Genomic DNA, 26,517 nt, shown 5'->3' with positions numbered 1-26,517 from the left:
ATGTCTCTTCCCGTCATCGATGTCGCCAGGGCGTGGCAACTAATCGCCGAAGGCGCCGTCCTGGTCGACGTGCGCGAGGCCGACGAAAGGGCGCGCGAGCACATCCCCGGCGCGCAGCACGCGCCCCTTTCGACGCTGCAGAGCGTGCAAGCGCCCGGCGCCAAGGCCGTCATCTTCCATTGCCGCTCCGGTGCCCGCACCGGCGCCAACGCCGCGCCCCTGGGCGAGGCGGCGGGATGTGAGGCCTATCTGCTGGAGGGCGGGCTCGAAGCCTGGAAGCGTGCGGGGCTGCCCGTGGCGACCGACAGGAAGCAGCCCATCGAGATCATGCGTCAGGTCCAGATCGTGGCGGGCAGCTTGGTCGTGCTGGGGGTCGTCCTCGGCCTCTGGGTCGCGCCTCCGTTCTTCGCCATCTCGGCGTTCGTCGGCGCCGGGCTGGTCTTCGCCGGCAGCACCGGCTGGTGCGGCATGGCCAAGCTGCTGGCCCTGATGCCGTGGAACCGGGCCGTGCGGAAGGCGCTGGCCTGATGTTCGCCCCGGTCGCCGCGCTCGCCTCGGGCGGTGTGGTCGGCCTCGTCCTCGGACTCATCGGGGGCGGTGGCTCGATCCTTGCCGTGCCGCTGCTCCTCTACGCCGTCGGTATGCCATCGGCCCATGTCGCGATCGGCACCGCTGCCTTCGCCGTCGCCGTCAATGCCGCGGCTGGACTGGCGATGCATGCGCGCAAGGCGCCGATCCGCTGGCCCTGCGCCATCGTGTTCAGCCTCGCGGGCGTCGGCGGCGCCTTCGCCGGTGCCGCGCTCGGCAAGGCGATGGACGGGCAGAAGCTCGTCGCGCTGTTCGGCGTCCTGATGATCGTCGTCGGCCTGCTGATGCTGCGTCCCAAGGACAAGGGCGGCAGCCAGTCGGCCTGGCTGACTCGCGAGAACGCAAGGCAGCTCCTGCCGCGTCTCATTGTGCTGGGCGCGGGCGTCGGTCTCCTGTCGGGCTTCTTCGGCATCGGCGGCGGGTTCCTGATCGTGCCGGGCCTGATCCTCGCCGCCGACATGAAGCTGGAGGAGGCGGCCAGTGCGTCGCTCGTCGCGGTGACCGCTTTCGGTATCACGTCGGCCGGCAGCTACGCCTGGTCCGGGTTGGTGGACTGGCAGGTGGCCGCCCTTCTGATCGCGGGCGGCGTCGCCGGTGCGCTGGCCGGCACGAAGGGCAATGCCGTGCTGGCGCAGCGCAAGGGCGCTCTGACGAAGTTGTTCGCGCTCTTCGTGATCGTGGCCGGCCTCTATGTCGGCGGCCGCGGCCTGTTCGACCTGCTGCAGGCCTGATCAGCCCGTCTGCAGCGCCGCCCAGACCTTGGCGGCAGTCAACGGCATGTCGATGTGACGGACGCCGAGCGGCCGCAGCGCGTCGAGGACGGCGTTGGCCAGCGCCGCCGGCGCGCCGTTGGTCGGCAGTTCGCCGACACCCTTGAAACCCAGCATGTTGTTGGGCGAGGGCGTCGCGATCGTCTCGATCCCGAACGAGGGCACGTCGTCGGCGCGCGGCAGGGCATAGTCCATCAGGGTTCCGGTCAGCAGCTGCCCGCTTTCCTCGTCGTAGAGAGCCTCTTCCATCAGCGCATTGCCGATGCCGTGGACGATGCCGCCATGCATCTGGCCGGCGAGCAGACGCGGGTTCACGACGGGGCCGCAATCGGCAACGGCGAGGAGACGGTCGATCCGCGTCTCGCCGGTCTCAGGATCGACCTCGACCTCGCAGACCATGACCCCGGTCGGGAAGGACTCGACCTTGTCGGCGAACACCGCATCGCCGTCGAACGGCTTCCAGGCCGCCAGATCGAACAGGCCGACCCGGCGGTCGGTACCCACCACCTCGAAGGCGCCGTCGCGATAGGCGATGTCGGCGGGCGAGGTCTCCAGCCGTTCGGCGGCGAGATCGCGGCCGCGCTCCACCAGCACGTCGGCCGCGCGCTTCAGCGTCGTGCCGCTGATGATCGTGGAGGAGGAGCCGCCGGTGCCGCCGCCGCGCGGGATGCTGCGCGTGTCTCCCTGCCGGATCTCGATGCGCTCGACCGGAACGCCGAGTGCGGCCGCCAGGATCTGCGCGAACACCGTTTCGTGGCCCTGTCCCTGGCTCTGCGTGCCGACCCGCGCGACCAGCCTGCCGGCCTCGGCATTCACCACGACATGCTCGTCGGCGATGCCGCCGGTGCCGTGCAGGTGGCAGGACAGACCGAGACCACGGAGCTTGCCCACGGCCTCGCTCGACGCGCGCCTCTTGTCGAAGCCCGCTTCGTCGGCGGCCGAGAGCGCTGTCTCGAACAGCCGTATGCAATCGGCGGCATCGTAAGTGTAGCCGCTCGCCGCCGCGTACGGCATCTCGTCGGCGCGCAGCAGGTTGAGCCGCCGCAGCTCGACCGGCGTGCGGCCGGTTTCGTGCGCGGCGAGGTCGACCAGGCGCTCGAGCAGGAACAGCGCCTCGGGCTTGCCGGCGCCGCGAATGGCATCGACCGGCACGGTGTTGGTGAAGACGCAGTCGAAGTCGATGCGGAGCGCGGGAATGCGGTAGAGGCCCGAGATCACCTTGGCTAGACCCGTGGTCGGGATGGTCGGGGCGAACATCGAGACATAGGCGCCGTAATTGGCTTCCGCCTTCACGCGCAGGCCGAGGAAGCCGCCCTCGGCGTCGAGCGCGAGATCCGCGGTCGCGACGAGGTCGCGGGCGTGGCTGTCGGCCAGCGCGAGCTCGCCGCGCTCGCAGGTCCAGCGCAGGCCGCGGCCGAGCTTGCGCGTGGCCCAGGCGATCAGCGTCGATTCGGCGTAGATCGGATATTTCGGCCCGAATCCGCCACCGACATCCTCGGTGACGAGACGCAGTTTGTCTTTCGGCACGTGGAGCACGCGCTCGCACATCAGCCGGTGCGGGATCTGCACGCCCTGCGAGGAGAAGGTGACGGTGACGAGATCATCGCCGGCCTCGTAGGTCGACCAGGCTGCACGGGTCTCCATGTAGTGCACGATCTGGCGCGGCGAGCGGATCGAGAGCGTCGTCACATGCGCGGCACGCGCGAAGGCGGCGTCGGTCGCCGCGCGGTCGCCCTTGCCCCAGCGGCACATCAGGTTGCCGGGCACGTCATCGTGCACCAAGGGCGCATCGGGTGCCAGCGCCTGCGCCGCCGTCACCACGGTGGGTAGCTCCTCGTAGTCGACCTGCAGCAACTCGGCGGCATCACGCGCCTGGTCAACCGTGCCGGCCACGATCATCGCCACGATGTCGCCGACATGGCGCACCTTGCCGGCCGGCATCGGCAAATGCTCCGGCTCGCGATGGCGATTCCCGGCCTCGTCCTTGATCTCGCTGATCGCCGGGAGGTGACCGACCTTGTCGGCCACGAGATCCTGCGCCGTATAGATTGCGGCGACGCCGGGCGAGGCGAGGGCGGCTTCCATGTCGATGCTCACGATCCGTGCATGCGCATGCGGCGAGCGCACGAACAGCACGGAGAGTGCATCGGCCGGCGCGGTATTGTCGGCATAGCGGCCGCGGCCGGTCAGGAAGCGCTGGTCTTCACGCCGCGTGATCGAACGACCGAGCTGGAGGGGGGCGTTCATCGGGGCCCGTCGATCCGGGAAGGAGTGGGGCGCCGAGAGGGCCAGTCTGCTGTAATCTTTGCCACCAAATGCACTCAGTCGTTCGTTACCAGACATCATACACCGGTTCCGGCGACCAGCAGCGACGATGAAAATTCGGGTTTGGATCAAGTCTGCCTTGGCTGCGGCCGTGGGAGTGCACTGCTTCGCTTCCCTCGGCCAGGCGCAATCCCCTGTCGAGCGCACGACGCTCCCGCGCGCGACCGAACTGGTCGAGGCGCATCTCGCCAGGGCGCAGGCCGAGACCAATGCGGACCTGAAGCGGCGGATGCAGATCGAAGCCTATCTGGCGCTGCTGTCCCTGCCGTCGACCCATCGCCCGTACGAGGCTGCCGACCGGCTGAGGGTGATCGACGAGGCGCTGGCGCAGAAACCCGTGTCGAGCGATCGCGAACTCATCGAGGTCGGCCTGGCCGCCGCCAGGACCCTGGCCGAGAAGCGTGAAGACCTGCAGCGTATCTTCCTGCTCGACCGGCAATATTCCGGCCTGTCGTCGGGCGAGGGGGTGAACCAGCAATATTTCTGGCAGCTCGCGCGCGCAAACGACGCCGAAGCCATGAGCTGGTTCTTCCAGTCGATGCAGCCCGGCGTCGGCGAGGTGGCGGGAATCGTCAATCGCAGTGTGGCGGTGGACTGGCTGTGCCAGCGCGGCCACCGGTCGCTGGCGCGGCAGGTGGCGACGCGCCTGACGGCGCCCGAGCTCGACGCCGCGATGGGGCTGCGGCTGGCCGATCTCGGCGCCTCGGCGGAGGCCGAGCAGCGCGCGGCCGGCAGCATGACGCAGACCACGCGCCGCGCCCCGGCGGGGCCGGAGATCCTGGCGCGCCTCGCCGTCATGGCCAGCCGCCGCGGCGACAGTGCCGAAGTCGAGCGCCTCGTGCGCAAGGTCGTCGAGGCCGTCGAACCGCGGCAACTGTCACCGGACCGCCGCGTGTCGGTCGACTATGGCGACTGCGACTGGACGCTGGATCGCGGCTTCGCGCGGCGCTGGCAGGCGCGCAGCATCTACTGGCAGTCGGCCTTCAAGCTGACCGCGCAACCCGGTGGCACGCCGCTCGGGCAGCCCTATCTCGTCGCGCTGGCGGACTCGGTGGCCGGGGCGACCGCGGGGCCTGTTTCCGTTGGCCTGATCGAACAGCTGATTGCCGTCTTCGACAGGAGCGCGCGCGAGAACGGCATCGATCTCACCAATGCCGCGATCCTGGCGGCCGATGCCCAGACCGATCTCGCGCGTCGCAACAATGCACCGGCACTCGCCTGGTACGGCGCCCGCCAGTCGCTGATTCTCGCGCGCGTAGCGGCGGGTGCTCCGATCGACGACGCGGCAGCCAAGGCGCTGGGCGTGGACTGGGCCACCTCCTTCCTGGCGATCTATCCGCGCTCACCACTGGCGCGGCGATTGGCCGGGCTCACCGAGGCGGACCGGGAGACCCTGGACCGGATCAATCCCAGGCTGCGCGCACAACTCCAGTTGATCGGCCTCGTGCTCGAAGGCAATGCGGTCGATGCCCGGGCCCTCATGGAAGCGGAACCGGCCGCGGTCGATCTCGACGCCGGTCCCGTCCTCCACGTCATCGAGGCACAGCAGAATGCAGGCCTGACCGAGCGTGCCGCGGCCGCGCTCGATGCCTACCTGTACGCTTTTCCGGGCAAGGACCTTCCGGCGCTGCGGCTCCTGCTGCTGCAGGGGCGGAACGACCGGGCGAAGGTGGTGCTGCGCGAATTCGTGGCCGGCAGCGCCGGCGCCTTCGGAGTCTCCGACATCTTCGTGGGCGTCATGCTGCTACGCGAGCTGGGTGACCGGACCGATGTCGAGACGCTCGTAGGCCTGCGCACGGGCGCCGACGTCCCGGAAGCCAGCCGCCGTCTGGTCGAGGTGGCGGATGCGCTGGCCTGGGACGGCGCCGCGGACGAGATCGAAGCGGCCAGCCGCCAGCTTCCGCGCGAATTGGCGCAACTGCCCGCCAAGGACGCCGCCTGCCTGCGCGACACGTTGCAGGGCCTGCAGGCCGTCGCCCTGGCCCGGCGCGGCGACCTCGAGGCCGGCCTTCGCCTGGTCGAGGGTCGCAGCCTCGACCAGCGCCAGTTCTGCTGGGTCGGCAAAGGCTATGACAGCAAGCCGATCTTCGACATCCGTTTCCTGGTCCAGGAGTGGGTCCGCCGCGGCCACGCCGCGCGGTAACTTGTGATGATACTCATGGGAGCGCGCAACTCCAGTTGCGCTCTTGTCTTCCTGCTCGAAGATGCATGAGCGCCACTGGAGTGGCGCGCTCCGATGAGAGACTCATTTCACTCTACGCCGCCAGCGCGTCGCTGATCACCTTGAGGGCGCTGTCGATGTCGGCGCGGTTGACGTCGAGATGGGTGACGGCGCGGATGCGGTTGCCGGCGGCGGTGCCCATGCCGACGCCGCGCTCCTTGCAGGCCTCGACCAGCCGGGCCGGCGTCCAGCCGGGCTTCGTCACCTCGAAGAAGACCAGGTTGGTTTCCATCCGCGGCGCGTCGATCTTCAGCCCCTTGATGTTGGCGATGCCCTCGGAGAGGTGACGGGCATTGTCGTGGTCCTCGGCGAGGCGGTCCCAATTGTGTTCGAGGGCGTAGAGAGCGGCGGCGGCGATGATGCCGGACTGGCGCATCGAGCCGCCCAGCATCTGCTTCTGGCGCCAGGCCTCGTGGATGAATTCCTTGGAGCCAGCGAGGCTGGCGCCAACCGGCGCGCCCAGGCCCTTGGTGTAGTCGAGCCACAGCGAGTCGACGCAGGCGGCATAGTCGCTGGCCTTCGTGCCTGACTTCACGACCGCATTGCAGAGCCGGGCGCCGTCCATGTGCAGGCTGAGGCCGGCCTCGCGCGCGACCTTGGTCACGCCCTGCATGGTGGCGAGCGGCCACACGGTGCCGCAGCCGCCGTTCGAGGTGTTCTCGATCGACACGAGGCGCGAGCGTGGCGCGTTGCGGCTGTTCGGATCGCGGATGGCTTCCTTGACCTGCTCGCCAGTGAACACGCCGTAGGGACCGTCGAGCATGCGGATCATCACGCCGGCATTGGCAGCGGTGCCGCCCGATTCGGCATTGATGATGTGGGCCGTACGGTCCGCGATCACCTCGTCGCCCAGCCGGCAATGCACCCGGATGGCGATCTGGTTGCCCATGGTGCCGCTCGGCAGGAACACCGCATCTTCCTTACCGAGAAGCTCGCACACCTTGTCGCGCAGGCGGTTGACGGTGGGATCTTCCATCTTCTGCTCGTCGCCGACCTCGGCATCGGCCATCGCCTTCCGCATGCCGGGGGAGGGCTTGGTCTTGGTGTCGCTGTAAAGGTCGATGAAACGGTTTTGCATGGCGTGTCCTGATCTCCTGCGCCACCATACCGGCAATCGCCAGGAGGAGGAAACATGAGCCAGTTTGCGGCCGGACCCACAGCTTCGGCAATGCCGGAGGAGTTGCTCTACGCCGTCGATGGCGCGATCGCGACGGTGACGCTCAACGCGCCGCAGCGCATGAACACGATCTCCGGTCCCATGCTGAAGCAGCTCACCGATGCGCTGGTGAAGGCGAACGAGGATCGCGCCGTGCGCGTGGTGATCCTGACCGGTACGGGCCGCGCCTTCTGCGCCGGCCTTAACCTTGAGGCGCAGAACAAGGGCACCGACAATCTGAGCGTCGGCTCGGGCGCGACGCCGACCAATATCGACCTGCGCAACACGCCGCCGCCCGTCCTGCACGCGATGGACAAGCCGGTGATCTGCGCCCTCAACGGCTCTGCGGCGGGGTATGGCCTCGACCTCGCGCTCGGCGCCGACATCAGGGTGATGGCGCAATCGGCCAAGCTCGCGGCCTCCTATGCCAAGCGCGGCGTTCTGCCGGAGTCGGGCGGCACCTGGTACCTGCCGCGCATGCTGGGCTGGGCGAAGGCCGCCGAACTGATCTTCACCGGCCGGACGCTGAACGCGGCCCAGTCGCTTGAGATCGGCCTGGTGAACAAGGTCGTGGCGGATGCCGACGTCATGGGCGCCGCCCGCGAACTCGCGCTCGAGATCGCCGCGAACGCGCCGCTCGCCATCCAGGCAGCCAAGCGCATGATGCGCATGGCCTGGAACGAGCCGTTCAACGAGCACGTCCATCACGTCTTCCTGCAGCTCCTGCCGCTGATGCAGACGGAGGACATGAAGGAGGGCATCAAGGCCTTCCTGGAAAAGCGAGAGCCGCAATTCAAGGGCAGGTAGCCGATTCCACGGCACTGGCGAAGCATGCCCGTGCCGGGCGACGGCGTGGACATCTCTGCTACTTTTCAGTGATTGACAGCAAGCAGGTCGATGGTCTCCATTGGTTGAATAATGGGGGGAGAGACTATCGATGGTGGTTGCGCGTGTTTTCGCGGTTGCGAGTCTTGTCTGCGTTTTCGTTTCGGCCTGTGCCCAGCCCCCTGTAACCCCGATACCGGACAGCACGCGACGGACCATCACGTCGATTTCCGGTGACGTCTCGGGGATCAAGAACTCCGACACCTCGCAGATCGGCGCCCGGGGCAGCACCGAAGGCGGTCAGCGCGGCGCCGCTCAGGGCGTCGCCACGATGACGAGCAGCGGCAACCTGCTTGGCCTGCTCCTGGCGCCGGTGGGCGCCGCCGTCGGTGGCGCGAAGGGTGCCGCCGAGGCGCAGTCGGAGGATGTGGTCGACGCGACGCGCGCCGACCTGCGGCTCGCCATGCAGGACACCGACTTCGCGGAGGATCTGCGGGCGCGTCTGGCGGCCTCCACGATCGCCGGCGACATCGTGGTCTCCAGCATGACGTCGGGCGCCTCGACGGCGGCCCAGCAAAGCGTGACCAACGTGTCGGCGGGCAGCGCGCCGTCGCACATCATCGCTCTCGAATACAGGCTCGCGATCTTCCATCAGGCGCACGTCAACCCGAAGATCGCGCTGATCGCCCAGGTCACGGCCCAGGTTCAGTCGCCCGACCGCAAGCAGATGCTGCACAAGGCGACCTGGACCTATTGCGGCCAGCCCTACGATTTCGTGCAGATGGGCGCCAACAACGCCGCCCTCCTGCGCGGGCAGATCAACACCGCGGCTGCGGTGCTGGCGGAGGCCATTCCCTACGACCTGTTCGTCAGTAGGGTACCGCGGCCCCTGAAGGGCTATTGCATGGACTTCAGCGACCTGCCGAGCGGCACCGGAACCAAGGCGCCGGGCCTGATCTAGCCAGCCGGACCGTCCATCACGATGGCCACGCGGCCGGTGACGCTGCGCTCGAGCAGCGCGCGCATCGCCTGCGGGGCCTCGGGAAGGGCGAAGGTCCGGTCCACGTGCGGGCGGCACAGCCCCTGTTCGCACCAGCCACGGATGCGCTCCATCAGGGCGAAGGTGCGCTTCGCTTCCTCGAAGCGCGCATCGTGCGGACTCCAGCCGACATAGTAGCCGTAGTTGAAGCCCATGACGGCCAGGGTCTTCACCAGCAGGATGTTGGCCGGGATCTGGGGAATGGTGCCGCTGGCGAAGCCGATGGGACAGATGCGCCCGCCCACCGCCATGCAGCGCAGCGACTGGGTGAACACGTCGCCGCCGACCGGATCGTAGACCCGGTCGACGCCGCGGCCGCCGGTGAGCTTCAGCACTTCCTCGCGGAAATCCGTCGCGTTGTAGTCGATCACGTGATCGGCGCCGTGCGCCTTGGCGAACGCGGTCTTGCGCGCGCCGCCCGCGGTGGCGATCACGGTCGCGCCGAGGATCTTGCCGATCTCGACGGCCGCCATGCCCACGCCACCGGCCGCGGCATGGACCAGCAGCGTGTGTCCGGCCTGCACGTCGAGCGCTTCGGGCCAGGTGAGCGCGCCGGCCGAGGTCGGATAGGAGATGGCGAGCTGGATCGCCTCGACAAACCCAACGTTGCGCGGCTTGGGGAAGACATTGACCTCGTGGGCCACGACCTCCTCGGCCAGCCCGCCCCAGTCGAGCACGGCCACGACCTCGTCGCCGACCCTGACGCGCGTGCAGGCCGGATCGACTTCGGTGACGATGCCGGACGCTTCGGTGCCGGGCGCGAAGGGGAAGGGCGGGCGACGCTGGTACTTGCCCGCGATGACCAGGGTCGTGGCGAAGCTGACACCGGCCGCGCGGATGCGGATGCGCACCTGGCCGGCCTTGAGCGGCGACGACGCGACCTCCTCCAGTCGCAGGTCTTCGGGGCCGCCCCACTGGCGGCAGATCATCGCGCGCATGTCTCTCCTCGGCTCCATTCGACCGGCGGGACCATACGATCTGCAGTCGTCATTCGCAAAAGAGGCGCCCCGCCCAGCCTCTTGAAATGCCACGCCGACCGGTCATATCGAATCCCATGGCCCAGAAGACCAACGTCCGCGAACGGCTGCTCACGGCCGCCTTCGAGACCCTGCACAAGAACGGCTTCAACGCGACCGGCGTCCAGGACATCACCGATGCCGCCAAGGTCCCCAAGGGTTCCTTCTACAATCACTTCGCGAGCAAGGACGCGCTCGGTGTCGAGGTGGTCGAGCGCTATGCCGTCATGGGTGCGGAACGCCGGCGGGCGCTCGTCGACGGGTCGGGCGCGCCGCTCGCCCGGCTGAAGGCCTACTTCCGGTCGCTCAACCAGTTGGGGCCGGCCAGCGGTTTCAGCCGGGGCTGCCTGCTGGGCAATTTCAGCGCCGAGCTCGCGAGCCAGAGCCCCGATATCCGGCAGGCGCTGGCCGGTGCGCTGGCCGATTGGACGAAGGACATCGCGCGCGTGCTGGCCGAGGCACAGGCGGCAGGCGATGTCGCTCGCGACGTGCCGGCCGCGACGCTGGCGGCCTTCCTGCTCAACGCCTGGGAAGGCGCCGTCCTTCGCTCCCGGGTCGACCGGAGCGCGGCGCCTCTCGACGCCTTCATGAAGGTCGCCTTCAACAAAATTCTGACCTGACGCAGGAAAACTCGCTCGAAGAGTCGATCCGGCACACCCATTTTGAGACGACCGGTCATCTTGACCAATCGGAGACGTGTCGTGAAAATCCAGAACTCAGTTGCCCTCGTGACCGGCGCCAATCGCGGCCTCGGCCTTGCCTTCACCCAGGCGCTGCTCGCCGGCGGTGCCCGCAAGGTCTATGCGGCTGCCCGCGACCCGGCCTCCGTGAAGCAGGCGGGCGTGGTGCCGGTGCGCCTCGACGTGACCAATGCCGAACAGGTCGCGGCGACCGCGGCCGAACTGGGCGACGTCACGCTCGTGATCAACAATGCCGGCATCATCCGCGGATCGGGCTTTCTCGGCGAGAAGGGCGTCGAGGCGGTGCGGGCGGAACTCGAAACCAACTTCTTCGGGCCGGTGAACGTCAGCCGTGCCTTCGCGCCCATCCTGGCCCGCAATGGCGGCGGCGCGATCGTGAACGTGCTGTCGGCGCTGAGCTGGGTCGCGTTCCCGTCCTCCTCGACCTATTCCGCCTCGAAGGCGGCGGCCTGGGCGTTCAGCAACGGGCTTCGCAACGAGCTGCGCGGCCAGGGCACGCAGGTCCTCGCCCTACATGTAGGCTACATGGATACCGATATGGTGAGGGGCATCGCGGCGCCGAAGTCGAAGCCGGAGGATGTGGCGCGGCAGGTGCTCGAGGCCCTGGAGGCTGGCCAGTCGGAGATCCTCGCCGACGAGGTCAGCCGCCGCATCAAGCAGAACCTCTCGGCCGAACCCGGCGTCTACCTGCTGCCGCCGGCGGGCTGAGCCCAGGGGCCGAAGGGCGGCATGTCCCTGGAGGGCCTCAGGGGGAAGACGGGAGACCGCTTCTCGAAGAACGACTTGATGCCCTCCTGCGCAACGGCGCCGGCCGCGAGATGGCCGACGCATTGCAGGTCGAGCGTCACGGCGTCGAGCGGATCTTGCGCGCCCCACATGCTCCACATCAGCCGCCGGTTGACCGCCGCCGCGACAGCGGACGAAGTCGAGGCGGCGAACCTGGCGGCCAGCGCCTGCGCCGCCGGCAGCAGTTCGTTGGGCGCGTGGACGGACCGGACGAGCCCGCCCTTCAGCGCTTCGTCCGCGCCGAACAGCTCGGCGGTCATGACCCATTCCTGCGCCTGCTGCATGCCGACCAGGCGGGGCAGGAACCAGCAGCTTCCGGCCTCCATCGCCATGCCGCGCTTGTTGAAGACGAAGCCGATGCGGGCCGTGCTCGATATCATGCGGATGTCCATGGGCAGACACATGGTGATGCCGACGCCGACGGCGGCGCCGTTGATCGCCGCCACGATCGGCTTCAGGCAGTTGAAAATCGCCAGCGTGATCGAATCGCTGGCCTCGCGCTTCTCGGGCTTGTTGCCGTCGTTCCAGACCTGGAAGGCAGCCGTTCCGCCGGAAATGTCGGCGCCGGCGCAGAAGGCGCGGCCGGCCCCGGTGACCACGATGGCGCGCACCTCGTCCATCGTGTTGACGCGCTGGAAGAAGTCGATCAGCTCGCGGCTCATCGTGGTCGAGAAGGCGTTGAGCTTGTCGGGCCGGTTGAGCGTGACGGTCATCACGCCACCGGCCAGGTCCGTCAGCAAAGTCTCGTACTTCATGGTCCGAATGCCCTCCCGGCATGTTCCGCCCAGCAAGACGGAATGTCGTTGCGCGACTCATTGGTTTGGGAAACATTCGCCGCAACACCCGCCAACCGCAATCCCGGAGGAAGCCGATGTCCCACCTGATCAAGACCGTCGAAGACGGCGTCATGAAGATCGTCCTGAATCGTCCCGACGCCATGAACGCGCTGAGCCGCGACATGATGCAGGCGCTTTCCGATTCGCTCGAGGAAGCGGCGGGCAGCCGCGCGATCGGCTGCGTCGTGGTGCGCGGCGCCGGCGACAAGGCGTTCTGCGCCGGCGGCGACGTGAAGTCGATGGCGGCGGGCCGCGACCAGGACAAGACCTACGAAGACAAGGTCCATGACATCCGCGAGCGCATGAAGGTCTCCGAGCTGCTGCACGAAATGGGCAAGCCCACCATCGCCATGGTGAACGGCGTCGCCGCCGGCGCCGGCCTGTCGCTGGCCCTCGCCGCCGACATGCGCTTCGCCGGCAAGAGCGCGCGCATGACGACCGCCTTCGCAAAGGTGGGCTTCTCGGGCGACTTCGGCTCGCACTTCTTCCTGCACAAGCTGGTGGGCACGGCCAAGGCGCGTGAGCTCTACTTCACCGCCGAGATCCTGAACGCCGAGCAGATCGAGAAGCTCGGCCTCGCCAACCGGGTGGTCGACGACGCCAACCTCGACGCCGAGACGATGGCCTTCGCCAAGAAGTTGGCCGCCGGCCCGCGCGTCGCCTGGTGGCACGTGAAGAAGAACATGAAGATCGCGGAAGAGGGCACGCTGTCCGAGGCGCTCGACAGCGAGGCCGCGCGCATGATCCGCACCGGCGAGACCGAGGACCACAAGGAAGCGGCCCGCGCCTTCGTCGAGAAGCGCGCTCCGAACTTCAAGGGCCTCTGAGCTTCAGCCAGGCGGCGAGGCGGGGCAGCGCGCCCGCCACGCCGTTCGGCATGGCGACCATCGCGGCGATCAGCAGCACGCCGTAGAGCAGGGCAGAGAAGCCCCTGCCCAGCCCCGCCGTCACGTCGGGGAAGAATTGCAGGAACAGGCCGCCCAGGATCGCACCGGCCAGCGAATGCATGCCGCCGATCACCAGGCCGAACAGCATCTGGACCGACAGCGCGAAATTGTAGCTGCCCGGTCCCACGAACCCGAACTGCCAGGCCGAGAGGCAGCCGGCGACGGCGAGATAGGCGCCGGCGATACCCGACGCTGCTGCACGCGCCTGCGGCACGCGAATGCCCTGCGCGGCCGCGGCGAAATCCTGGTCGCGTGCGGCCTTCAGCGCGCGGCCGGACCGACTGTCGATCAGGTTGCGCGCCAGCCAGATGCCGGCGGCCAGCAGCGATAGCGCCAGCAGGAAAGCCCAGCGATCGTTGCTCAGCAGGTGAGTCGGCGGCGTCGGGAAGTCGAGATAGAGCCCCTGGACACCGCCGGTCCAATGTTCGATCGGCCGCCAGCGCAACAGTTGCGGAAAGGCGATGACGACGGCGTAGGTGACGAGCGCCTGCGTCCAGAGCGTATGCGAACCCGCCACCCGGCCGATGCCATAGCCTGCAGCGAAGCCCAGCAGCGGCGCCAGGGCGAGGCCGGCATAGGCGGAAAGCGGCGTGTGGGTCGCCAGCAGCGCCGCGCCGTAGCCGCCGAGGCCGAACAGGGCGGCCTGGGCGAGCGAGAACTGGCCGCTCACGCCGCACAGGATCACGAGGCCCGTCAGTGCGATCGACCAGATCGCCGCCTGCGTGAAGCGAAAGACGACGAAATCCGGGAAGCAGAACGAGAGGGCGGCCGCCGCCACGAAGCCCATGGTCCATACGGTCCGCATGGCGTTACGATAGACCATACGATCAAGGAACGGGAGCGAAGCGATGAGACTGAGGCAATGCGTCTTCGTCTGTAAAGACCTGGAAAGCTCCGCCGAGGAGCTGTGCGACATTCTCGGCATCGAGGTCGCCTATCGCGATCCCGGCGTCGCCAAATGGGGGCTGGCCAACGTCGTCTGCCCGACCGGCAACGACTTCCTCGAGATCGTCTCTCCGTTCAAGGAGGGCACGTCGGCCGGCCGCTACATCGACCGTCGCCACGGCGACGGCGGCTACATGGTGATCCTGCAGGTGCCCGATGCGGTGGCGGAACGCCAGAGGGTCACGGCGCTCGGCGTCCGGGCCGTCGCCGAGAAGGACCTGCCCGAGTACCAATACACCCACTTCCATCCCTCGGACACGAACGGCGTGCTGCTGTCGCTCGACACGACCTTCGCGCCGCCGGGCGTCGATCCCGCTCTGTGGTGGCCGCCGGCCGAGAAGGATTGGACGAAGCATGCGCGCTCCGACGTGACCAATGGCCTGGCTGGCGTCGAGATCCAGCACGACGATCCCGACGGCGCCGCGGCCGCCTGGTCGCGGATCCTGAACCGGCCCGCCGTCGACAACATCATCCGGCTCGACGGCTCGCAGATCCGCTTCGTGCCGATCGTCGACGGGCGTGGCCCGGGCGTCTCGGCCTACGACGTGAATGTCGTCGATCGCGAGCGCGTGCTGGCCGCCGCCGAGAAGCGCGGCCGCCGGCATGGGGTCGGTCAGGTCGAGGTCTGCGGCTGCCGCATCAACCTCGTGTAGCTTCCGGCGTTTGAAAACAGGCAATGGGCTCATGCTGCGCATCACCCCCTTCGTCATGGGCCACCTCGTCGCCGCCGTTCTCGTCGGCGCCGGGGCGGGCGCCTTCATCGACATGCGGGCGTCGCTCTATTTCGCGCTGGCCCTGCTGGCGGGCGCGGTCGTGAGTTCGTTCGTCTGCCAGTGGACGCCCGGGGTCGAGGCGCCGGCCTGGCGGCTCTATCTGGTGGCGCTGCTCGCCAATCCGATCCTGCTGATCTCGCTGGTGGTCATGGCCCTCGACTGGGACTGCGTCGTGGGCCTGCGCCGGGGCTGGAACTGCATCGCGGCAGCGATGGCGATCGCTGCCGCGGGTCTCTGTCTCCTGCCGCCGATCGGCGGCGTGGCGTGGCGCGGATGGAAGCGTCATCGTGCCCGCCCGCGCTAGGGCAATACAGGAACCACCAAGGTCGTCACATTGGAGCGCGCCACTCCTGTGGCGCTCAGGCTTGCCTTGAGCCAGCAAGGAAAGAGCGCCACTGGAGTGGCGCGCTCCCTTGATTGCGGTGCCGACCCTAGGCCGCGAGTGCCTTGGCGAGGCGGCCGCGGATCATCTCCTCGGCTTCGCGGACGATGCGCTCCACCAGCTCCTTGCAGGACGGGATGTCGTTGATCAGGCCCATGCAGGTGCCCGCCGACCAGATGCCGTGTTCCATGTCGCCGGTTTCGTAGACGACCTTGCCCTTGGCGCCGGCGACGATCGGGCCGATCTCCTGGATGGTCTTGCCCTCGCCTTCCATCTCGATCGTCTTCTTGGCGATGCTGTTGCCGTAGACGCGGCTGGTGTTGCGCATGGTGCGCAGGATCAGCGCGGTGCTGCGCTCGTCGGAGGAGACGATCTTCTCCTTCACGTTCTGGTGGATCGGCGCTTCCTTGGTGGCCATGAACCGCGTGCCCATGTTGACGCCCTCGCAGCCCAGCGCCAGCGCGGCCACCAGGCCGCGCGCATCGGCGAAGCCGCCCGAGGCGATCATCGGGATCTTGATGACGTTGGCGGCGGCCGGCAGCAGCACCAGGTTCGGCACGTCGTCTTCGCCCGGATGGCCCGCGCACTCGAAACCGTCCATCGAGATCGCATCGACGCCGGCCTTCTCGGCCGAGAGACCGTGGCGGACCGCGGTGCATTTGTGGATGACCTTCACGCCGGCTTCCTTGAGCTTGGGCAGGAAGGGCTTGGGATTGTTGCCCGCCGTCTCGACGATCTTCACGCCGGAATCGATGATGGCGTCGATGTACTCGCCATAGGGGCGCGGCACGAGCGTCGGCAGGATGGTGAGGTTCACGCCGAACGGCTGGTCCGTCATCTCGCGGCAGCGCTTGATCTCCTTGCGCAGATCCTCGGGCGTCGGCTGCGTGAGGCCGGTGAGGATGCCCAGCGCGCCGGCGTTGGAGACGGCCGAGGCGAGTTCGGCGCGGCCGACCCACTGCATGCCACCCTGCACGATCGGGTGCTTGATGCCGAACATCTCGGTGAAGCGCGTCTTGATCATATGGACTTTTCCCCCTGGGTAAGTTCCCCAAGCATTAGCGAACCGGAACGCCGGGGGCCAGCCCACGGATCGCACCGTGGATATCCTGTCCGCGATGCGGATCAGCTGCGGTCGATGAAGGAAATCGTGTCGTCGAGGGTCGGTGCGCGTTTGCGCAGCAGCGCCGAGAAGGAGCCGACGATGTCGACATGGTCGACCTCGGGATAGAGCTTCAGCTCGGCTCGTCCGCCGGCCTTGCGCCAGGCGGCGGCCAGGCGTTCGCTGTTGAAGGGCTTCACCGTCGTATCCGCGGTGCCGTGCAGCAGAAGGAGCGGCGGCAGCGGTGCGCGGGCATATTCGATCGGCTGCGTCTCGCGACGGTTCGGCCCGCCGAAGATCTCCTGCAGACGCCTGGAGGTGAGGGGCAGGAAATCGTAGGGGCCGGCGATTCCGATGCCACCCGGTAGCTTCATGCGGTCGACGCCCGCGGCCGCGAGATAGGGTGTGTTGGCGACCATCATGATCGCGATGTAGGCGCCCGCCGAGTGCCCCGCGACGAACAGCTTCTCGACGCCGACCTTGCCCGCCGCCCAGGCGGTCGCGGCGGCACCGTCGTCTAGGAACGCCGGATAGCGCACCTCGGGATAGACGCGATAATCGGGGATGATCGTGGTGATGCCCAGGGCCGCCAGCGCCTGGCCCACGAAGAGATAGTCACCCTTGGCGCCTGAATCCCACGAGCCACCGTAGAAGAAGATCACCGACTTCCCGTCGGCGCGTGGTTGCTCGGGCGTGTAGACGTCGAGCTTCTGGCGCGAAAGGCTGCCGTAGGGAATGTCGGCGTCGAGCCTGTAGCCCGAGCGCGCGACGGTCGTGTTGAGGAGCGCTGCGGGAGAGCAGCCGCCAAGCAGGCCGAGGACGCTGGCGACGAGGCCTCGGCGCGCCAGCGTCATGCCGTCGAGGCGAGGTCGCGCACCTGCTCGGCCAGCGCCAGCGAGGCGGTGAGGCCAGGCGATTCGATGCCGAACAGATGGATGAGACCGGGCACGCCGTGATCGGCCGGCCCCGTGATGGTGAAGTCCTGCGCAGGTGCGCCCTGCGGCACGATCTTCGGACGGATGCCGGCGTAGCCGGGCTGGAGCGAGCCGTCCCTGATGCCCGGCCAGTACTTGCGCACGGCGGCATAGAACTTGTCGGCGCGATGCGGATCGACCGTGTATTCGATGCCGTCGATCCATTCGACGTCGGGCCCGAACTTCGCCTGGCCGCCCATGTCGACGGTGATGTGCACGCCGAGGCCGCCCGGCACGGGAACCGGGTAGATCAGGCGGGAGAAGGGGGAGCGGCCGGTCAAGGTGAAGTAGTTTCCTTTGGCGTAGTACGCGGTCGGAATGTGCCCGGATGGCATGCCGACGATCTTTTTCGCGAGCGTCGGCGCATGCAGGCCCGCCGCGTTGATCAGCAGCCGGCAACGCAGGTTCATCGGCTCGGTTCCGCCGACCTCGATCTCGACGCCGCCCTCGACGACGCGGCCGCCCGTCACCGGACTGTTGAAGGCGAACATCGCGCCCTGACCCTCGGCGTCGCCCTGCAAGGCCAGCATGTAGGAATGGCTGTCGACGATGCCGGTGCTGGGCGAGAACAGCGCCGCTGTGCATTGCAGGTTCGGCTCCATCGCCATCGCCTCGGCGGCGCTCAGGAAGCGCATGCCCTCAACGCCGTTCGCTTCCGCACGGCCCTTGATCTCGGCGAGCTTCTCGGCCTCGGCTGCGTTGGTCGCCACGATCAGCTTGCCGCAATTGAGGTGCGGCACGCCGTGGTCCTTGCAATAGGCATAGAGCATGCGCCGGCCAGCGACGCAGGAGCGCGCCATCAGGCTGCCCTTGGGGTAGTAGATGCCAGCGTGGATGACCTCGGAGTTGCGCGAGCTGGTCTCGGTGCCGATCGCGTCGGCAGCCTCCACGACGATGACCTCACGGCCTGCAAGGGCAAGCGCACGGGCGACGGCCAAGCCTACGACACCTGCGCCAATGACAACGCAGTCGACGGTTTCGAACGGGGACGAATTCATGGTCGCATGCTAGAACCGCCGCCTCTTTCAGTCACCAAGGGCGGGTGTCGCAGCATGAAAGGCGCGTTGGTCACGGGGGCGGGATTGCGGATCGGCCGTGCCCTGGCGCTCGCGCTGGCGGCCGACGGTTTCTTCGTCTTCGTGCACTACAAGGACTCGGCGGCGGGCGCGCGGGAGACCGTAGCGACGATCAAGGATGCTGGCGGCAAGGCCATGGCGGTGCGCGCCGATCTGGCCTCGGCGCGGCAGGCCGAGGCACTGGTGGGCAAGTGCCGGGCGCGCGGCGTGCGGCTCACCTGCCTGGTGAACAGCGCGTCCCTGTTCAAGCTCGACCGGGCACCGACCGCGACGGCCGCCGACTTCGACCTGCACATGGCCATCAACCTCAGGGCGCCGCTGCTGCTCGCCCAGGCGCTGGCGCGGCAACTGCCGGCGGGCGAGACGGGCCTCGTCGTGAACGTGCTCGACCAGAAGCTCTACAACCTCAATCCCGATTTTCTGACCTACACGCTCTCGAAGATCGGGCTGCAGGGGCTGACGACCCTGCTCGCGCAATCCTTCGCGCCGCGCCTGCGGGTGGCGGGCATCGCGCCGGGCCTGACCCTGCGCAGCGGCAGCCAGACGGACGCGCGCTTCGCCGAGCAGCACGCCGCCAATCCGCTCGGAGTGGGCGTGACGGTCGACGACCTCGTCCGCGCGCTCCGCTTCATCGTCGCGACGCCGAGCTATACCGGCGACACGATCATCGTCGACAGCGGCGAGCACCTGACCGGCCGGCCGCGCGACATCGCCTTCGACAAGAAGAAGAAATGACCATGGTCACGTCCCAGCGCCGCATCTTCATCCGCGACATGCGGCTCCCGGTGTCGATCGGCATCTACGACTTCGAACTGGCCAAGCCGCAGGCCGTGGTGATCAACGTCGAGCTGCTCCTCGCGGATCCCGACCGCGCGCACGACGACAGCATCGCCAACGTGCTGAATTACGACCTGATCCACGATGGCATCACCGGGCTTGCGGCGAGCCGTCACTTCAACCTGCAGGAGACGCTGGTCGAGGGCATCCTCGATCTCTGCCTGGCACAGCCCCAGGTCGTCGAGGCGCGCGTCTCGACCGAGAAACCCGATGTCTACGGGGATTGCCGCGTCGGCTACGAGGCGGTCCGCCGTCGCGTCACGGGCTGAGCGGCACGCCCGATGTCGCCCTCCGTCGGCGCGCTGCGGCGCGCCAGCCTGGTCCTGCTGGCCGCCGCCCTGATCTGGGGATCGATGATCCCGGTGCTCGCGGCGCTGGCCGAGCACTACGACAACTGGCTGCTGTCCTGGTCGCGCTACATCCTGGGCTTGCCGGTCCTGTGGCTGGCCGTGCTGCTGAGCACGAAGCCGGCGGCGCGGCCGAGGCCGCTGAACTGGGAGCGTCTGCTGCGCCTCGGTGCGGCGATGACGGCGTTCTCGGTGCTCTACACGTTCGGTGTGGCCCACGCCCATCCCGCGACCTCGGCAATCGTGCTGATGTGCGGCCCGCTCTGGGCGACCTTGTTGTCGCGCGTGATGCTGGGATCGACCACGCCACCCGGCTTCTTCTTCACGCTGGTGCTCGTGGTGGCGGGCGGTATCGTCGTGGTGCTCGGAACGCCGGGCCGCGCGCCGGGGTCCTTCGGTCTCGAGGGCGGCGAGGGGTTGCTGGTGATCGCCCAGCTCTGCTGGTCCTGGTATTCGATCCGCGCCCAGCAATGGCTGTCGGATCGCGGCCAGATCGCCCTGTCGGCGCTCACCTCGACGGTGGCCAGCGTGCTGCTGGGACTGGTCTGCGCGGTCGTCTGGGCGATGGGTGGCCTCACCTGGCCGACGCGGGCACCGACGGCGGGCGAATGGGGCATGGTCGCCTGGATCGGCGTGCTGGGCGTCGCGGTGGCGGTGCTCCTGTGGAATACCGGCGTGTCGCTGGTCGGCGTGCCCGTCGCCTCGCTGTTCGCCAACTCCGCGCCGGTCTTCGCCATCGGTCTTGCCGCCCTGATGGGGCGCGAGCCGAGCTGGCTCCAGGTCGCCGGCGGCTTCATCGTGCTGGCGGGCATCGCCCAGCTCCAGATCCGCCAGATGCGGGCGGCGCGGCGATGACGCCCGCGTCCGGCCGCGGCCGCCATCACATGCTCGGAGCCTTCGCGGCGATGCTGTTCGTGGGCGTGAGCTGGGGCGCCAACGTGCCCGTTTCCAAGGTGATGCTCCAGCACTTCGACATCGTGCCGATGCTGGCCGTCCGCACCCTCGCGGCCGTGGGGACGCTGGGCGTGCTGCTGCTCCTGGTCGAAGGGATCGGCAACCTGCGGATCGAAATCGGGCTGAAGCGGTTCCTGCTGATCGGCCTGATGATGAGCGGGTTCTTCATCATCTTCACCCTGGGGATCCGGTTCAGCAATCCGATCTCGGCGGCCGCGGTGCAGGTGGCGGGCCCGCTGGTGGCCGCGGTGACGGTGCGGCTGGCGACCGGGATGCGCTTCGACCCGGGCTTCGGCGTCGCCCTGGCGCTCACCCTGGCGGGCGGGGCCATCCTGGCGGCCGGCAGCCTGTTCGGCAGGGGCGCGCTGACCCTGGGAGGCGGCGAGATCGTCGTGCTGCTCTCCAACGCGCTCTGGACGGTCTACAGCCTGAAGGCGCAGGCCTGGTTCGACAAAGCGAGCCAGCTCCACCGCGCCTACGTTGCGTCGTTGTCGGCCTTCGGCTGGATGGCGTTCCTCAGTGCCGGGCTGGTCGCCCTCGGCTGGTCGCACTCGCCGTTTGCGGTGACCGACGCCTGGATATGGAGCCAGCTCCTGCTCGTCGCCGTCTTCGCGAGCGGCATGGGCGCCTTTCTCTGGAACGTCGGCGCGAGCCGGCTCGGGGTTGCAATTGCGTCGCTCTGGGTCAATCTCGTTCCGTTTTTCGCCGTATTATGGTCAATGACCTATGGCTTCATGCCCAACGCCTACCAGATCGCCGGTGGGCTCGTCGCCCTGAGTGGCGTCGTCTACATGCAATGGCGAAAGCTACAAACGACAAAGCGATAAGACAGGCTCTGCCATGCCCGACATGTCTCTTCCTCAGCTCAAAGTCTCCAATTGCCGCTGGCTCTCTGTCCCCGGACGGGGCGATATCCGCGGCAAGATCAACTTCCTGGAGTTCGATCACCAGCTGGGCTTCACGGTGAGGCGCCTGTTCTGGTTGCACGACATCGCGCCCGACCAGTGGCGCGGCCGGCACGGGCACCGCGAGTCGCACCTGGTGACCCTGGTGATGAACGGGTCGTGCCAGGTGCATCTGGACGACGGCAAGGCAAAGGAGACGGTCGTCCTGAACGATCCGGGGCGCGCGCTGCACATCGGGCCGATGGTCTGGCACGAGCTGGACCACTTCGCGCCGCAGACGGTCATCCTGGTCATCGCCTCGACCCTGTACGACGAGAGCGAGTACCTGCGCGACTACGAGGCTTTCAAGCGCGAAGCCGCAGCGGCGAGGGGCGCATGATCCCCTTCCTCGACATGAAGTCGGTCTACACCGAGCTGAAGCCCGAGCTCGATGCCGCCTACCTGCGCGTCATGGAGTCCGGCTGGTTCGTGCTCGGCAAGGAAGTCGAGGCCTTCGAGAACGAGTACGCCGCCTTCTGCGGCACGAAGCACTGCGTCGGTCTCGGCAACGGTCTCGAGGCGCTCGAGCTTGCCTTGCGCGCCTGGGACATCGGCGCCGGCGACGAAGTGATCGTGCCGTCCAACACCTATATCGCGACCTGGCTGGCGGTGACGGCGGTCGGGGCCAAGGTGGTGCCGGTCGAGCCGACGCCCGGCGGGCCGAACATCGATCCCGATCGTATTGCCGCCGCGCTCACGCCGCGCACCCGGGCGATCATGCCGGTCCATCTTTACGGCCAGCCGGCCGACATGGACGCCATCATGGCGCTTGCCGCCAAGCACGGGCTGAAGGTGGTCGAGGACGTGGCGCAGGCGCAGGGCGCCAGGGTTCGCGGCCGCAGGACCGGCTCGCTCGGCGATGCCGGCGCCCACAGCTTCTTCCCGAGCAAGAACATTGGCGCCTTTGGCGACGGCGGTGCCGTCACGACCGACGATCCGAAGCTCGCCGAACGGCTTCGCGTGCTGCGCAACTACGGCAGCCGGGTCAAGTACGTGAACCTGGAGAAGGGCCTGAACTCACGCCTCGATGAATTGCAGGCGGCCTTCCTGCGGGTGAAGCTCGCGAAGCTCGACGAATGGAACGATCGCCGCAGGGCCGTTGCGGCACGTTATGATGACAGGCTGGCCGACGTCGCCAACCTCGCCCTGCCCAACGTGCCGCAATGGGCCGACCCGGTCTGGCACCTGTATGTGGTCCGGACGAACCGCCGTACCGACGTGATCAAGGCGCTGGAGGCGGCCGGAATCGGCTCGCTCATCCACTATCCCATTCCGCCGCACCTCCAGGAGGCCTATGCCGAACTCGGCCAGGCCAAGGGCACCTATCCGCTCGCCGAAAAGCTGGCCGAAACCGTGCTCAGCCTGCCGATGGGGCCACACATCCCGCTCGAGTCGGTCGATCAGGTCTGTGCCGCGATCCGGGACACGTTCGAGGCCAAGTGAAGCTCCGGGGCGCCTGTAGGGCGGCCCTGGATCGTTTGGAATCTTTCCGCTTCAGGTCAACCCCCATGACCTCATCCTGAGGAGCGGCCGCAGGCCGCGTCTCGAAGGATCGGCAACAGACGGGGTGCTCGTGCGCATGCTTCGAGACGCGCTCCAGAGGAGCGCTCCTCAGCATGAGGTTGGTGTTGCTGCTCCGATCGTACTCCGCAAGATCCTAATGATTGTGCAGGATCTGGCCGAGGAAGAGTTTGGTGCGCTCGTTCCGGGGATTGGCGAAGAAGGCCTCCGGCTCGTTCTGTTCGACGATCTCGCCGCGATCCATGAAGATCACGCGGTCGGCAACGGCGCGGGCAAAACCCATCTCGTGGGTGACACAGATCATGGTCATGCCCTCGCGCGCCAGCTCGATCATGACGTCGAGAACTTCCTTCACCATCTCAGGGTCGAGCGCCGAGGTCGGCTCGTCGAACAGCATGATCTTGGGGCGCATGCACAGCGCCCGGGCGATCGCCACGCGCTGCTGCTGGCCGCCCGAGAGCTGGCCGGGATACTTCAGCGCCTGCTCGGGGATGCGCACCCGGGTCAGCAGGCTCATGGCGATCTCCTCGGCCTCCTTCTTCGGCATCTTCTTCACCCAGATCGGCGCCAGGGTGAGGTTGTCGAGGATGGTGAGGTGCGGGAAGAGGTTGAACGACTGGAACACCATGCCGACTTCGCGGCGGATCGCCTCGATGTTCTTGACGTCGTTGGAGAGCGTGACGCCGTGCACCACGATGTCGCCGCGCTGATGCTCCTCGAGGCGGTTGATGCAGCGGATCAAGGTCGACTTGCCCGAACCCGACGGTCCGCAGATGACGATCTTCTCGCCTTCCTTCACGTCGAGATTGATGTCGGACAGCACGTGGAACTGTCCGTACCACTTGTTGACGCCCTTGAGCTGGATCACCGATTCGACCTTCGAGAGATCGCGGGCGGTTGCGGCCATGTGTTGCTCCCTGACGGCGCCTAGCGGCGCGTACCCTTGTTGAGTTCGAACTCGAGGTACTTGCTGTACCGCGACATCGAGAAACAGAAGATGAAGTAGACGAAGGCGGCAAACAGGTAGACCTCGCCGGGGAAGCCGGCCCAGTTGGGATCGACCAGCGCCTGGTTGGCGGTATTGAGGAAGTCGAAGATGCCGATGATCAGCACCAGCGACGTGTCCTTGAAGAAGCCGATGAAGGTGTTGATGAGCGGCGGGATCACGACCCTCAGGGCCTGCGGCAGGATGATCAGCAGCGTCTTCTGCGGGTAGTTGAGGCCCATCGCGTCGGCGGCCTCGAACTGGCCCTTGGGCAGAGACTGCAGGCCGCCGCGAATGACCTCGGCGATGTAGGCACCGGCGAACAGGATGACGGCGACCTGGGCGCGCAGGAACTTGTCGATCGTCGTGCCGGACGGCAGGAACAGCGGCAGCATCACCGAGGCCATGATCAGCAAGCTGATCAGCGGCACGCCGCGGATCAGCTCGATGAAGCCGACGCACAGGCCCTTGATCAGCGGCAGGTTGGACCGCCGCCCCAGAGCCAGCAGGATGCCGTAGGGGAATGCAAAGGCGAGGCCGTAGGTCGCCAGGATCAGCGTCACCGGCAGGCCGCCCCACAGGCTGGTCTCGACGTAGCTGAGCGGGGCGATGGCGATGCTCCACGCCGGCAGAGCGCCCACCATGCGCAGGACGAGGCCGACGGCGCCGATGCCCACCAGCGCGTAGTAGGCCATCCGCTCCGACGGCGCCGCGAGGGCACTGCGTAGTGTCAGGCCGATGCCGCCGCAGACCAGCGCCACGAACAGGATAAGGCTCAGCGGAATGTGGATTTGGCCGAACATCAGCAGGAATGTGATGAAAGAGCCGACGCCCCAGATCACGAGCAGGCGCCAGTTCCACATGCGGCGGTCGGCGCTCAGCACCAGCATCGCCAGCATGGTGATGACGGCGAAGAGCGGCCGCCAGTGCTGCTCGTAGGGGAAGGAGCCGAAGAAGATGTAGCGGAACTTCTCGCGGATCAGCGCCCAGCAGGCGCCGCCGCCGCGGCATTCGGCGCCGGTCGCGGCCGTGAAGTTGGCGGTGAACAGCGCCCATTCGAGGAACCAGGAGGCGACCCAGAGGACGGCTGCGATCAGCACGACCGTGGTGATGCCGTTGCCCCAGCTCGAGAACAGATTCTTGCGGACCCAGCCGAGGGCGCCGGTTTCGTCGACGGGAGGGGCGAGCGGCTTGCGGTCGCCGACGGGCATTGCGTCGGTCATGCTCAGCGCTCCCTCAGGGCGATACGTTTGTTATACCAGTTCATGAACGCCGAGATCGACAGGCTGACCGACAGGTAGGCAGCCATGATGATCAGGATGTTCTCGATCGCCTGGCCGGTCTGGTTGATGGTCACGTTGACCGAGGCGACAAGGTCCGGATAGCCGATCGCGATGGCCAGCGAGCTGTTCTTGGTGATGTTGAGATACTGGCTGGTCATCGGCGGGACGATGACCCGCAGCGCCTGGGGCAGCAGCACCAGACGCATCGACTGGCCGCGCGACAGGCCGAGCGCCGCCGCGGCCTCGCTCTGGCCCTTGTGCAGCGCCAGGATGCCCGAGCGCACGATCTCGGCCACGAAGGCCGAGGTGTAGAGAACGAGGCCGACGAGCAGGGCGGTGAATTCCGGCTGGATGACGGTACCGCCCGCGAAGTTGAAGCCCTTGAGCTCGGGCCAGCTCATATGATGCGGCGCGCCGCCGGCCAGCCAGACGAGGGCGGGGAGACCGATGATGATGCCAAGGCCCGCGGAGATGGCGGGGAAGGGCTGACCGGTGGCTTCCTGGCGCTTCTTGCCCCAGCGGTTCACGAACCAGGCGCCGGCGATGCCGACGAGGAAGGCCACGCCCATCCATTTATGGATCGGGTCGGCCATCGGCACCGGGAAATAGACGCCGCGATTGCTGAGGAACACGCTGTTCCAGAACAGCGAGATCGCCTGCCGCGGACCAGGAAAGGCCTCGCTGATCAGCTTGTAGAAGAGGAAGAGCCACAGCAGGAGCGGCACGTTGCGGAAGGCCTCGACGTACCAGGCGCAGATCCGGCTCAGCAGCCAGTTGGGTGAGAGCCGGCCGACGCCGACCAGGGTGCCGAGGAGGGTGCTCAGCAGGATGCCGAGGACCGCGACGCGCAGCGTGTTGAGGATGCCGACCCAGATCGCGCGGGCGTAGGTGCTCGCCGGCGAGTATTCGATCATCGTGTCGCCGATCTCGAAGCCCGCTTCCCGTTCGAGGTAGTGGAAGCCGCTGGCGATCTTCTGGCGCTGCAGATTGTCGATCGTGTTGCTGACGAGATACCAGGCAAGGAAGCCGACGAGACCGACCACGACGATCTGGAACACCCAGCCGCGGATGACCGGGTCGTTCCATGGAGCCACCTTCACACGTGGCGCAGAGCCGAGAGTCTCGACTGCCATACGCTATTCCCCCTGCCCGTTGCGGACTGTCCGCGCGGGCCTTGTTTGCCC

General features: G+C 67.7%; 27 protein-coding genes. 16 read left to right on the top strand and 11 right to left on the bottom strand.

Translation table 11 applies throughout. From position 1 onward, the window contains the following. A complete protein-coding gene (locus tag Q0Q48_RS17570; RefSeq protein ID WP_295140178.1) occupies window positions 1–528 on the top strand; it encodes a rhodanese family protein in 528 nt (175 codons plus the stop codon). After that, entirely contained in the window at window positions 528–1,319 is a 792-nt protein-coding gene (locus Q0Q48_RS17565; protein WP_295140175.1) for a sulfite exporter TauE/SafE family protein, read from the top strand. Before Q0Q48_RS17570 ends, Q0Q48_RS17565 begins: the two co-directional genes overlap by 1 nt. Here Q0Q48_RS17565 and Q0Q48_RS17560 read toward each other — a convergent pair whose 3' ends face one another. Continuing rightward, window positions 1,320–3,605, bottom strand: coding sequence for a xanthine dehydrogenase family protein molybdopterin-binding subunit (locus Q0Q48_RS17560; protein ID WP_295140172.1), 2,286 nt, complete (start codon window positions 3,603–3,605; stop codon window positions 1,320–1,322). It lies immediately after the preceding gene. Between the two features lie 127 nt (window positions 3,606–3,732). On the opposite strand from Q0Q48_RS17560, the gene Q0Q48_RS17555 reads away from it, so the two are divergent. Continuing rightward, window positions 3,733–5,826, top strand: coding sequence for a hypothetical protein (locus Q0Q48_RS17555; protein ID WP_295140170.1), 2,094 nt, complete (start codon window positions 3,733–3,735; stop codon window positions 5,824–5,826). Between the two features lie 112 nt (window positions 5,827–5,938). Here Q0Q48_RS17555 and Q0Q48_RS17550 read toward each other — a convergent pair whose 3' ends face one another. After that, complete coding sequence (locus Q0Q48_RS17550) at window positions 5,939–6,982, bottom strand: GntG family PLP-dependent aldolase (RefSeq protein WP_295140167.1); 1,044 nt, start codon at window positions 6,980–6,982, stop codon at window positions 5,939–5,941. 54 nt (window positions 6,983–7,036) lie between these two features. On the opposite strand from Q0Q48_RS17550, the gene Q0Q48_RS17545 reads away from it, so the two are divergent. Together Q0Q48_RS17545 and Q0Q48_RS17540 are read left to right on the top strand one after the other, a co-directional pair. After that, window positions 7,037–7,867, top strand: coding sequence for an enoyl-CoA hydratase-related protein (locus Q0Q48_RS17545; protein ID WP_295140164.1), 831 nt, complete (start codon window positions 7,037–7,039; stop codon window positions 7,865–7,867). A gap of 130 nt (window positions 7,868–7,997) precedes the next feature. Beyond that, a complete protein-coding gene (locus tag Q0Q48_RS17540; RefSeq protein WP_295140161.1) occupies window positions 7,998–8,846 on the top strand; it encodes a hypothetical protein in 849 nt (282 codons plus the stop codon). Here Q0Q48_RS17540 and Q0Q48_RS17535 read toward each other — a convergent pair. Continuing rightward, window positions 8,843–9,862 (bottom strand): NADPH:quinone oxidoreductase family protein, encoded by a 1,020-nt coding sequence (locus tag Q0Q48_RS17535; protein ID WP_295140158.1) that lies wholly within the window; start codon window positions 9,860–9,862, stop codon window positions 8,843–8,845. The genes Q0Q48_RS17540 and Q0Q48_RS17535 overlap by 4 nt on opposite strands. Before the next feature lie 116 nt (window positions 9,863–9,978). Here Q0Q48_RS17535 and Q0Q48_RS17530 point away from each other — a divergent pair, with 116 nt between their 5' ends. Both Q0Q48_RS17530 and Q0Q48_RS17525 read left to right on the top strand, forming a co-directional pair. Then, a complete protein-coding gene (locus Q0Q48_RS17530; protein WP_295140155.1) occupies window positions 9,979–10,560 on the top strand; it encodes a TetR/AcrR family transcriptional regulator in 582 nt (193 codons plus the stop codon). Window positions 10,561–10,641: 81 nt separating this feature from the next. After that, complete coding sequence (locus tag Q0Q48_RS17525; RefSeq protein WP_295140152.1) at window positions 10,642–11,349, top strand: SDR family oxidoreductase; 708 nt, start codon at window positions 10,642–10,644, stop codon at window positions 11,347–11,349. On the opposite strand, the gene Q0Q48_RS17520 is transcribed toward Q0Q48_RS17525, so the two are convergent. Then, window positions 11,325–12,182: an enoyl-CoA hydratase-related protein gene (locus tag Q0Q48_RS17520; RefSeq protein ID WP_295140149.1), complete on the bottom strand. Its 858-nt coding sequence runs from the start codon at window positions 12,180–12,182 to the stop codon at window positions 11,325–11,327. The two genes, Q0Q48_RS17525 and Q0Q48_RS17520, sit on opposite strands and share 25 nt — an antisense overlap. Before the next feature lie 116 nt (window positions 12,183–12,298). On the opposite strand from Q0Q48_RS17520, the gene Q0Q48_RS17515 reads away from it, so the two are divergent. Then, window positions 12,299–13,090: an enoyl-CoA hydratase gene (locus Q0Q48_RS17515; protein ID WP_295140146.1), complete on the top strand. Its 792-nt coding sequence runs from the start codon at window positions 12,299–12,301 to the stop codon at window positions 13,088–13,090. On the opposite strand, the gene Q0Q48_RS17510 is transcribed toward Q0Q48_RS17515, so the two are convergent. Next, on the bottom strand, window positions 13,077–14,015 hold the full coding sequence (locus tag Q0Q48_RS17510; RefSeq protein WP_295140142.1) for a branched-chain amino acid ABC transporter permease: 939 nt from the start codon (window positions 14,013–14,015) through the stop codon (window positions 13,077–13,079). The genes Q0Q48_RS17515 and Q0Q48_RS17510 overlap by 14 nt on opposite strands. 43 nt (window positions 14,016–14,058) lie before the next feature. On the opposite strand from Q0Q48_RS17510, the gene Q0Q48_RS17505 reads away from it, so the two are divergent. Together Q0Q48_RS17505 and Q0Q48_RS17500 are read left to right on the top strand one after the other, a co-directional pair. Further along, window positions 14,059–14,808, top strand: coding sequence for a VOC family protein (locus tag Q0Q48_RS17505; protein ID WP_295140139.1), 750 nt, complete (start codon window positions 14,059–14,061; stop codon window positions 14,806–14,808). 31 nt (window positions 14,809–14,839) lie between these two features. Beyond that, window positions 14,840–15,232, top strand: coding sequence for a hypothetical protein (locus Q0Q48_RS17500; protein ID WP_295140136.1), 393 nt, complete (start codon window positions 14,840–14,842; stop codon window positions 15,230–15,232). Window positions 15,233–15,359: 127 nt separating this feature from the next. On the opposite strand, the gene Q0Q48_RS17495 is transcribed toward Q0Q48_RS17500, so the two are convergent. The 3 genes from Q0Q48_RS17495 to Q0Q48_RS17485 form a co-directional block, all read right to left on the bottom strand. Beyond that, entirely contained in the window at window positions 15,360–16,334 is a 975-nt protein-coding gene (locus Q0Q48_RS17495; RefSeq protein WP_295140133.1) for a nitronate monooxygenase, read from the bottom strand. Window positions 16,335–16,435: 101 nt separating this feature from the next. Continuing rightward, the gene (locus Q0Q48_RS17490; protein ID WP_295140131.1) at window positions 16,436–17,266 is read right to left on the bottom strand and encodes an alpha/beta hydrolase; all 831 of its coding nucleotides are present in this window, start codon (window positions 17,264–17,266) and stop codon (window positions 16,436–16,438) included. After that, complete coding sequence (locus tag Q0Q48_RS17485; RefSeq protein WP_295140129.1) at window positions 17,263–18,384, bottom strand: NAD(P)/FAD-dependent oxidoreductase; 1,122 nt, start codon at window positions 18,382–18,384, stop codon at window positions 17,263–17,265. Before Q0Q48_RS17485 ends, Q0Q48_RS17490 begins: the two co-directional genes overlap by 4 nt. Window positions 18,385–18,438: 54 nt before the next feature. Here Q0Q48_RS17485 and Q0Q48_RS17480 point away from each other — a divergent pair, with 54 nt between their 5' ends. Genes Q0Q48_RS17480 through Q0Q48_RS17455 form a run of 6 tightly spaced genes read left to right on the top strand, consistent with a single transcriptional unit; the run spans window position 18,439 to window position 22,987 of the window. Further along, entirely contained in the window at window positions 18,439–19,197 is a 759-nt protein-coding gene (locus Q0Q48_RS17480; RefSeq protein WP_295140127.1) for an SDR family oxidoreductase, read from the top strand. Continuing rightward, window positions 19,194–19,568, top strand: coding sequence for a dihydroneopterin aldolase (locus tag Q0Q48_RS17475; protein WP_295140125.1), 375 nt, complete (start codon window positions 19,194–19,196; stop codon window positions 19,566–19,568). Before Q0Q48_RS17480 ends, Q0Q48_RS17475 begins: the two co-directional genes overlap by 4 nt. A gap of 12 nt (window positions 19,569–19,580) precedes the next feature. After that, a complete protein-coding gene (locus Q0Q48_RS17470) occupies window positions 19,581–20,501 on the top strand; it encodes a DMT family transporter (protein WP_295140123.1) in 921 nt (306 codons plus the stop codon). Continuing rightward, window positions 20,498–21,427: a DMT family transporter gene (locus tag Q0Q48_RS17465; protein WP_295140121.1), complete on the top strand. Its 930-nt coding sequence runs from the start codon at window positions 20,498–20,500 to the stop codon at window positions 21,425–21,427. Before Q0Q48_RS17470 ends, Q0Q48_RS17465 begins: the two co-directional genes overlap by 4 nt. Before the next feature lie 13 nt (window positions 21,428–21,440). Further along, window positions 21,441–21,884, top strand: coding sequence for an FdtA/QdtA family cupin domain-containing protein (locus Q0Q48_RS17460; protein ID WP_295140119.1), 444 nt, complete (start codon window positions 21,441–21,443; stop codon window positions 21,882–21,884). Further along, window positions 21,881–22,987, top strand: a complete 1,107-nt coding sequence (locus tag Q0Q48_RS17455; protein ID WP_295140117.1) for a DegT/DnrJ/EryC1/StrS family aminotransferase — start codon at window positions 21,881–21,883, stop codon at window positions 22,985–22,987. Before Q0Q48_RS17460 ends, Q0Q48_RS17455 begins: the two co-directional genes overlap by 4 nt. Before the next feature lie 214 nt (window positions 22,988–23,201). Here Q0Q48_RS17455 and Q0Q48_RS17450 read toward each other — a convergent pair whose 3' ends face one another. From Q0Q48_RS17450 to Q0Q48_RS17440, 3 genes are read right to left on the bottom strand one after another with little or no spacing between them, the layout of a single operon-like run. Continuing rightward, window positions 23,202–23,972 carry an amino acid ABC transporter ATP-binding protein gene (locus Q0Q48_RS17450; RefSeq protein WP_295140115.1) on the bottom strand — a complete coding sequence of 257 codons (771 nt, stop codon included), beginning with the start codon at window positions 23,970–23,972 and terminating at the stop codon, window positions 23,202–23,204. A 20-nt stretch (window positions 23,973–23,992) separates the two neighbouring features. Beyond that, the gene (locus tag Q0Q48_RS17445) at window positions 23,993–25,273 is read right to left on the bottom strand and encodes an amino acid ABC transporter permease (RefSeq protein ID WP_295140114.1); all 1,281 of its coding nucleotides are present in this window, start codon (window positions 25,271–25,273) and stop codon (window positions 23,993–23,995) included. Between the two features lie 2 nt (window positions 25,274–25,275). Beyond that, complete coding sequence (locus tag Q0Q48_RS17440) at window positions 25,276–26,466, bottom strand: amino acid ABC transporter permease (protein WP_295140112.1); 1,191 nt, start codon at window positions 26,464–26,466, stop codon at window positions 25,276–25,278. Window positions 26,467–26,517 lie beyond the last annotated feature (51 nt).

The organism is uncultured Reyranella sp., assembly GCF_945957355.1.
Lineage (GTDB): Bacteria > Pseudomonadota > Alphaproteobacteria > Reyranellales > Reyranellaceae > Reyranella.
Note: the sequence above shows the minus strand (reverse complement) of the source record. Positions and strands in the feature narration are given on the sequence as shown.

Coding starts and splice junctions, on each gene's coding strand:
- Q0Q48_RS17570 (WP_295140178.1), top strand. CDS start 1: ATGTCTCTTCCCGTCATCGATGTCGCCAGGGCGTGGCAACTAATCGCC.
- Q0Q48_RS17565 (WP_295140175.1), top strand. CDS start 528: ATGTTCGCCCCGGTCGCCGCGCTCGCCTCGGGCGGTGTGGTCGGCCTC.
- Q0Q48_RS17560 (WP_295140172.1), bottom strand. CDS start 3,605: ATGAACGCCCCCCTCCAGCTCGGTCGTTCGATCACGCGGCGTGAAGAC.
- Q0Q48_RS17555 (WP_295140170.1), top strand. CDS start 3,733: ATGAAAATTCGGGTTTGGATCAAGTCTGCCTTGGCTGCGGCCGTGGGA.
- Q0Q48_RS17550 (WP_295140167.1), bottom strand. CDS start 6,982: ATGCAAAACCGTTTCATCGACCTTTACAGCGACACCAAGACCAAGCCC.
- Q0Q48_RS17545 (WP_295140164.1), top strand. CDS start 7,037: ATGAGCCAGTTTGCGGCCGGACCCACAGCTTCGGCAATGCCGGAGGAG.
- Q0Q48_RS17540 (WP_295140161.1), top strand. CDS start 7,998: ATGGTGGTTGCGCGTGTTTTCGCGGTTGCGAGTCTTGTCTGCGTTTTC.
- Q0Q48_RS17535 (WP_295140158.1), bottom strand. CDS start 9,862: ATGCGCGCGATGATCTGCCGCCAGTGGGGCGGCCCCGAAGACCTGCGA.
- Q0Q48_RS17530 (WP_295140155.1), top strand. CDS start 9,979: ATGGCCCAGAAGACCAACGTCCGCGAACGGCTGCTCACGGCCGCCTTC.
- Q0Q48_RS17520 (WP_295140149.1), bottom strand. CDS start 12,182: ATGAAGTACGAGACTTTGCTGACGGACCTGGCCGGTGGCGTGATGACC.
- Q0Q48_RS17515 (WP_295140146.1), top strand. CDS start 12,299: ATGTCCCACCTGATCAAGACCGTCGAAGACGGCGTCATGAAGATCGTC.
- Q0Q48_RS17510 (WP_295140142.1), bottom strand. CDS start 14,015: ATGCGGACCGTATGGACCATGGGCTTCGTGGCGGCGGCCGCCCTCTCG.
- Q0Q48_RS17505 (WP_295140139.1), top strand. CDS start 14,059: ATGAGACTGAGGCAATGCGTCTTCGTCTGTAAAGACCTGGAAAGCTCC.
- Q0Q48_RS17500 (WP_295140136.1), top strand. CDS start 14,840: ATGCTGCGCATCACCCCCTTCGTCATGGGCCACCTCGTCGCCGCCGTT.
- Q0Q48_RS17495 (WP_295140133.1), bottom strand. CDS start 16,334: ATGATCAAGACGCGCTTCACCGAGATGTTCGGCATCAAGCACCCGATC.
- Q0Q48_RS17490 (WP_295140131.1), bottom strand. CDS start 17,266: ATGACGCTGGCGCGCCGAGGCCTCGTCGCCAGCGTCCTCGGCCTGCTT.
- Q0Q48_RS17485 (WP_295140129.1), bottom strand. CDS start 18,384: ATGAATTCGTCCCCGTTCGAAACCGTCGACTGCGTTGTCATTGGCGCA.
- Q0Q48_RS17480 (WP_295140127.1), top strand. CDS start 18,439: ATGAAAGGCGCGTTGGTCACGGGGGCGGGATTGCGGATCGGCCGTGCC.
- Q0Q48_RS17475 (WP_295140125.1), top strand. CDS start 19,194: ATGACCATGGTCACGTCCCAGCGCCGCATCTTCATCCGCGACATGCGG.
- Q0Q48_RS17470 (WP_295140123.1), top strand. CDS start 19,581: ATGTCGCCCTCCGTCGGCGCGCTGCGGCGCGCCAGCCTGGTCCTGCTG.
- Q0Q48_RS17465 (WP_295140121.1), top strand. CDS start 20,498: ATGACGCCCGCGTCCGGCCGCGGCCGCCATCACATGCTCGGAGCCTTC.
- Q0Q48_RS17460 (WP_295140119.1), top strand. CDS start 21,441: ATGCCCGACATGTCTCTTCCTCAGCTCAAAGTCTCCAATTGCCGCTGG.
- Q0Q48_RS17455 (WP_295140117.1), top strand. CDS start 21,881: ATGATCCCCTTCCTCGACATGAAGTCGGTCTACACCGAGCTGAAGCCC.
- Q0Q48_RS17450 (WP_295140115.1), bottom strand. CDS start 23,972: ATGGCCGCAACCGCCCGCGATCTCTCGAAGGTCGAATCGGTGATCCAG.
- Q0Q48_RS17445 (WP_295140114.1), bottom strand. CDS start 25,273: ATGACCGACGCAATGCCCGTCGGCGACCGCAAGCCGCTCGCCCCTCCC.
- Q0Q48_RS17440 (WP_295140112.1), bottom strand. CDS start 26,466: ATGGCAGTCGAGACTCTCGGCTCTGCGCCACGTGTGAAGGTGGCTCCA.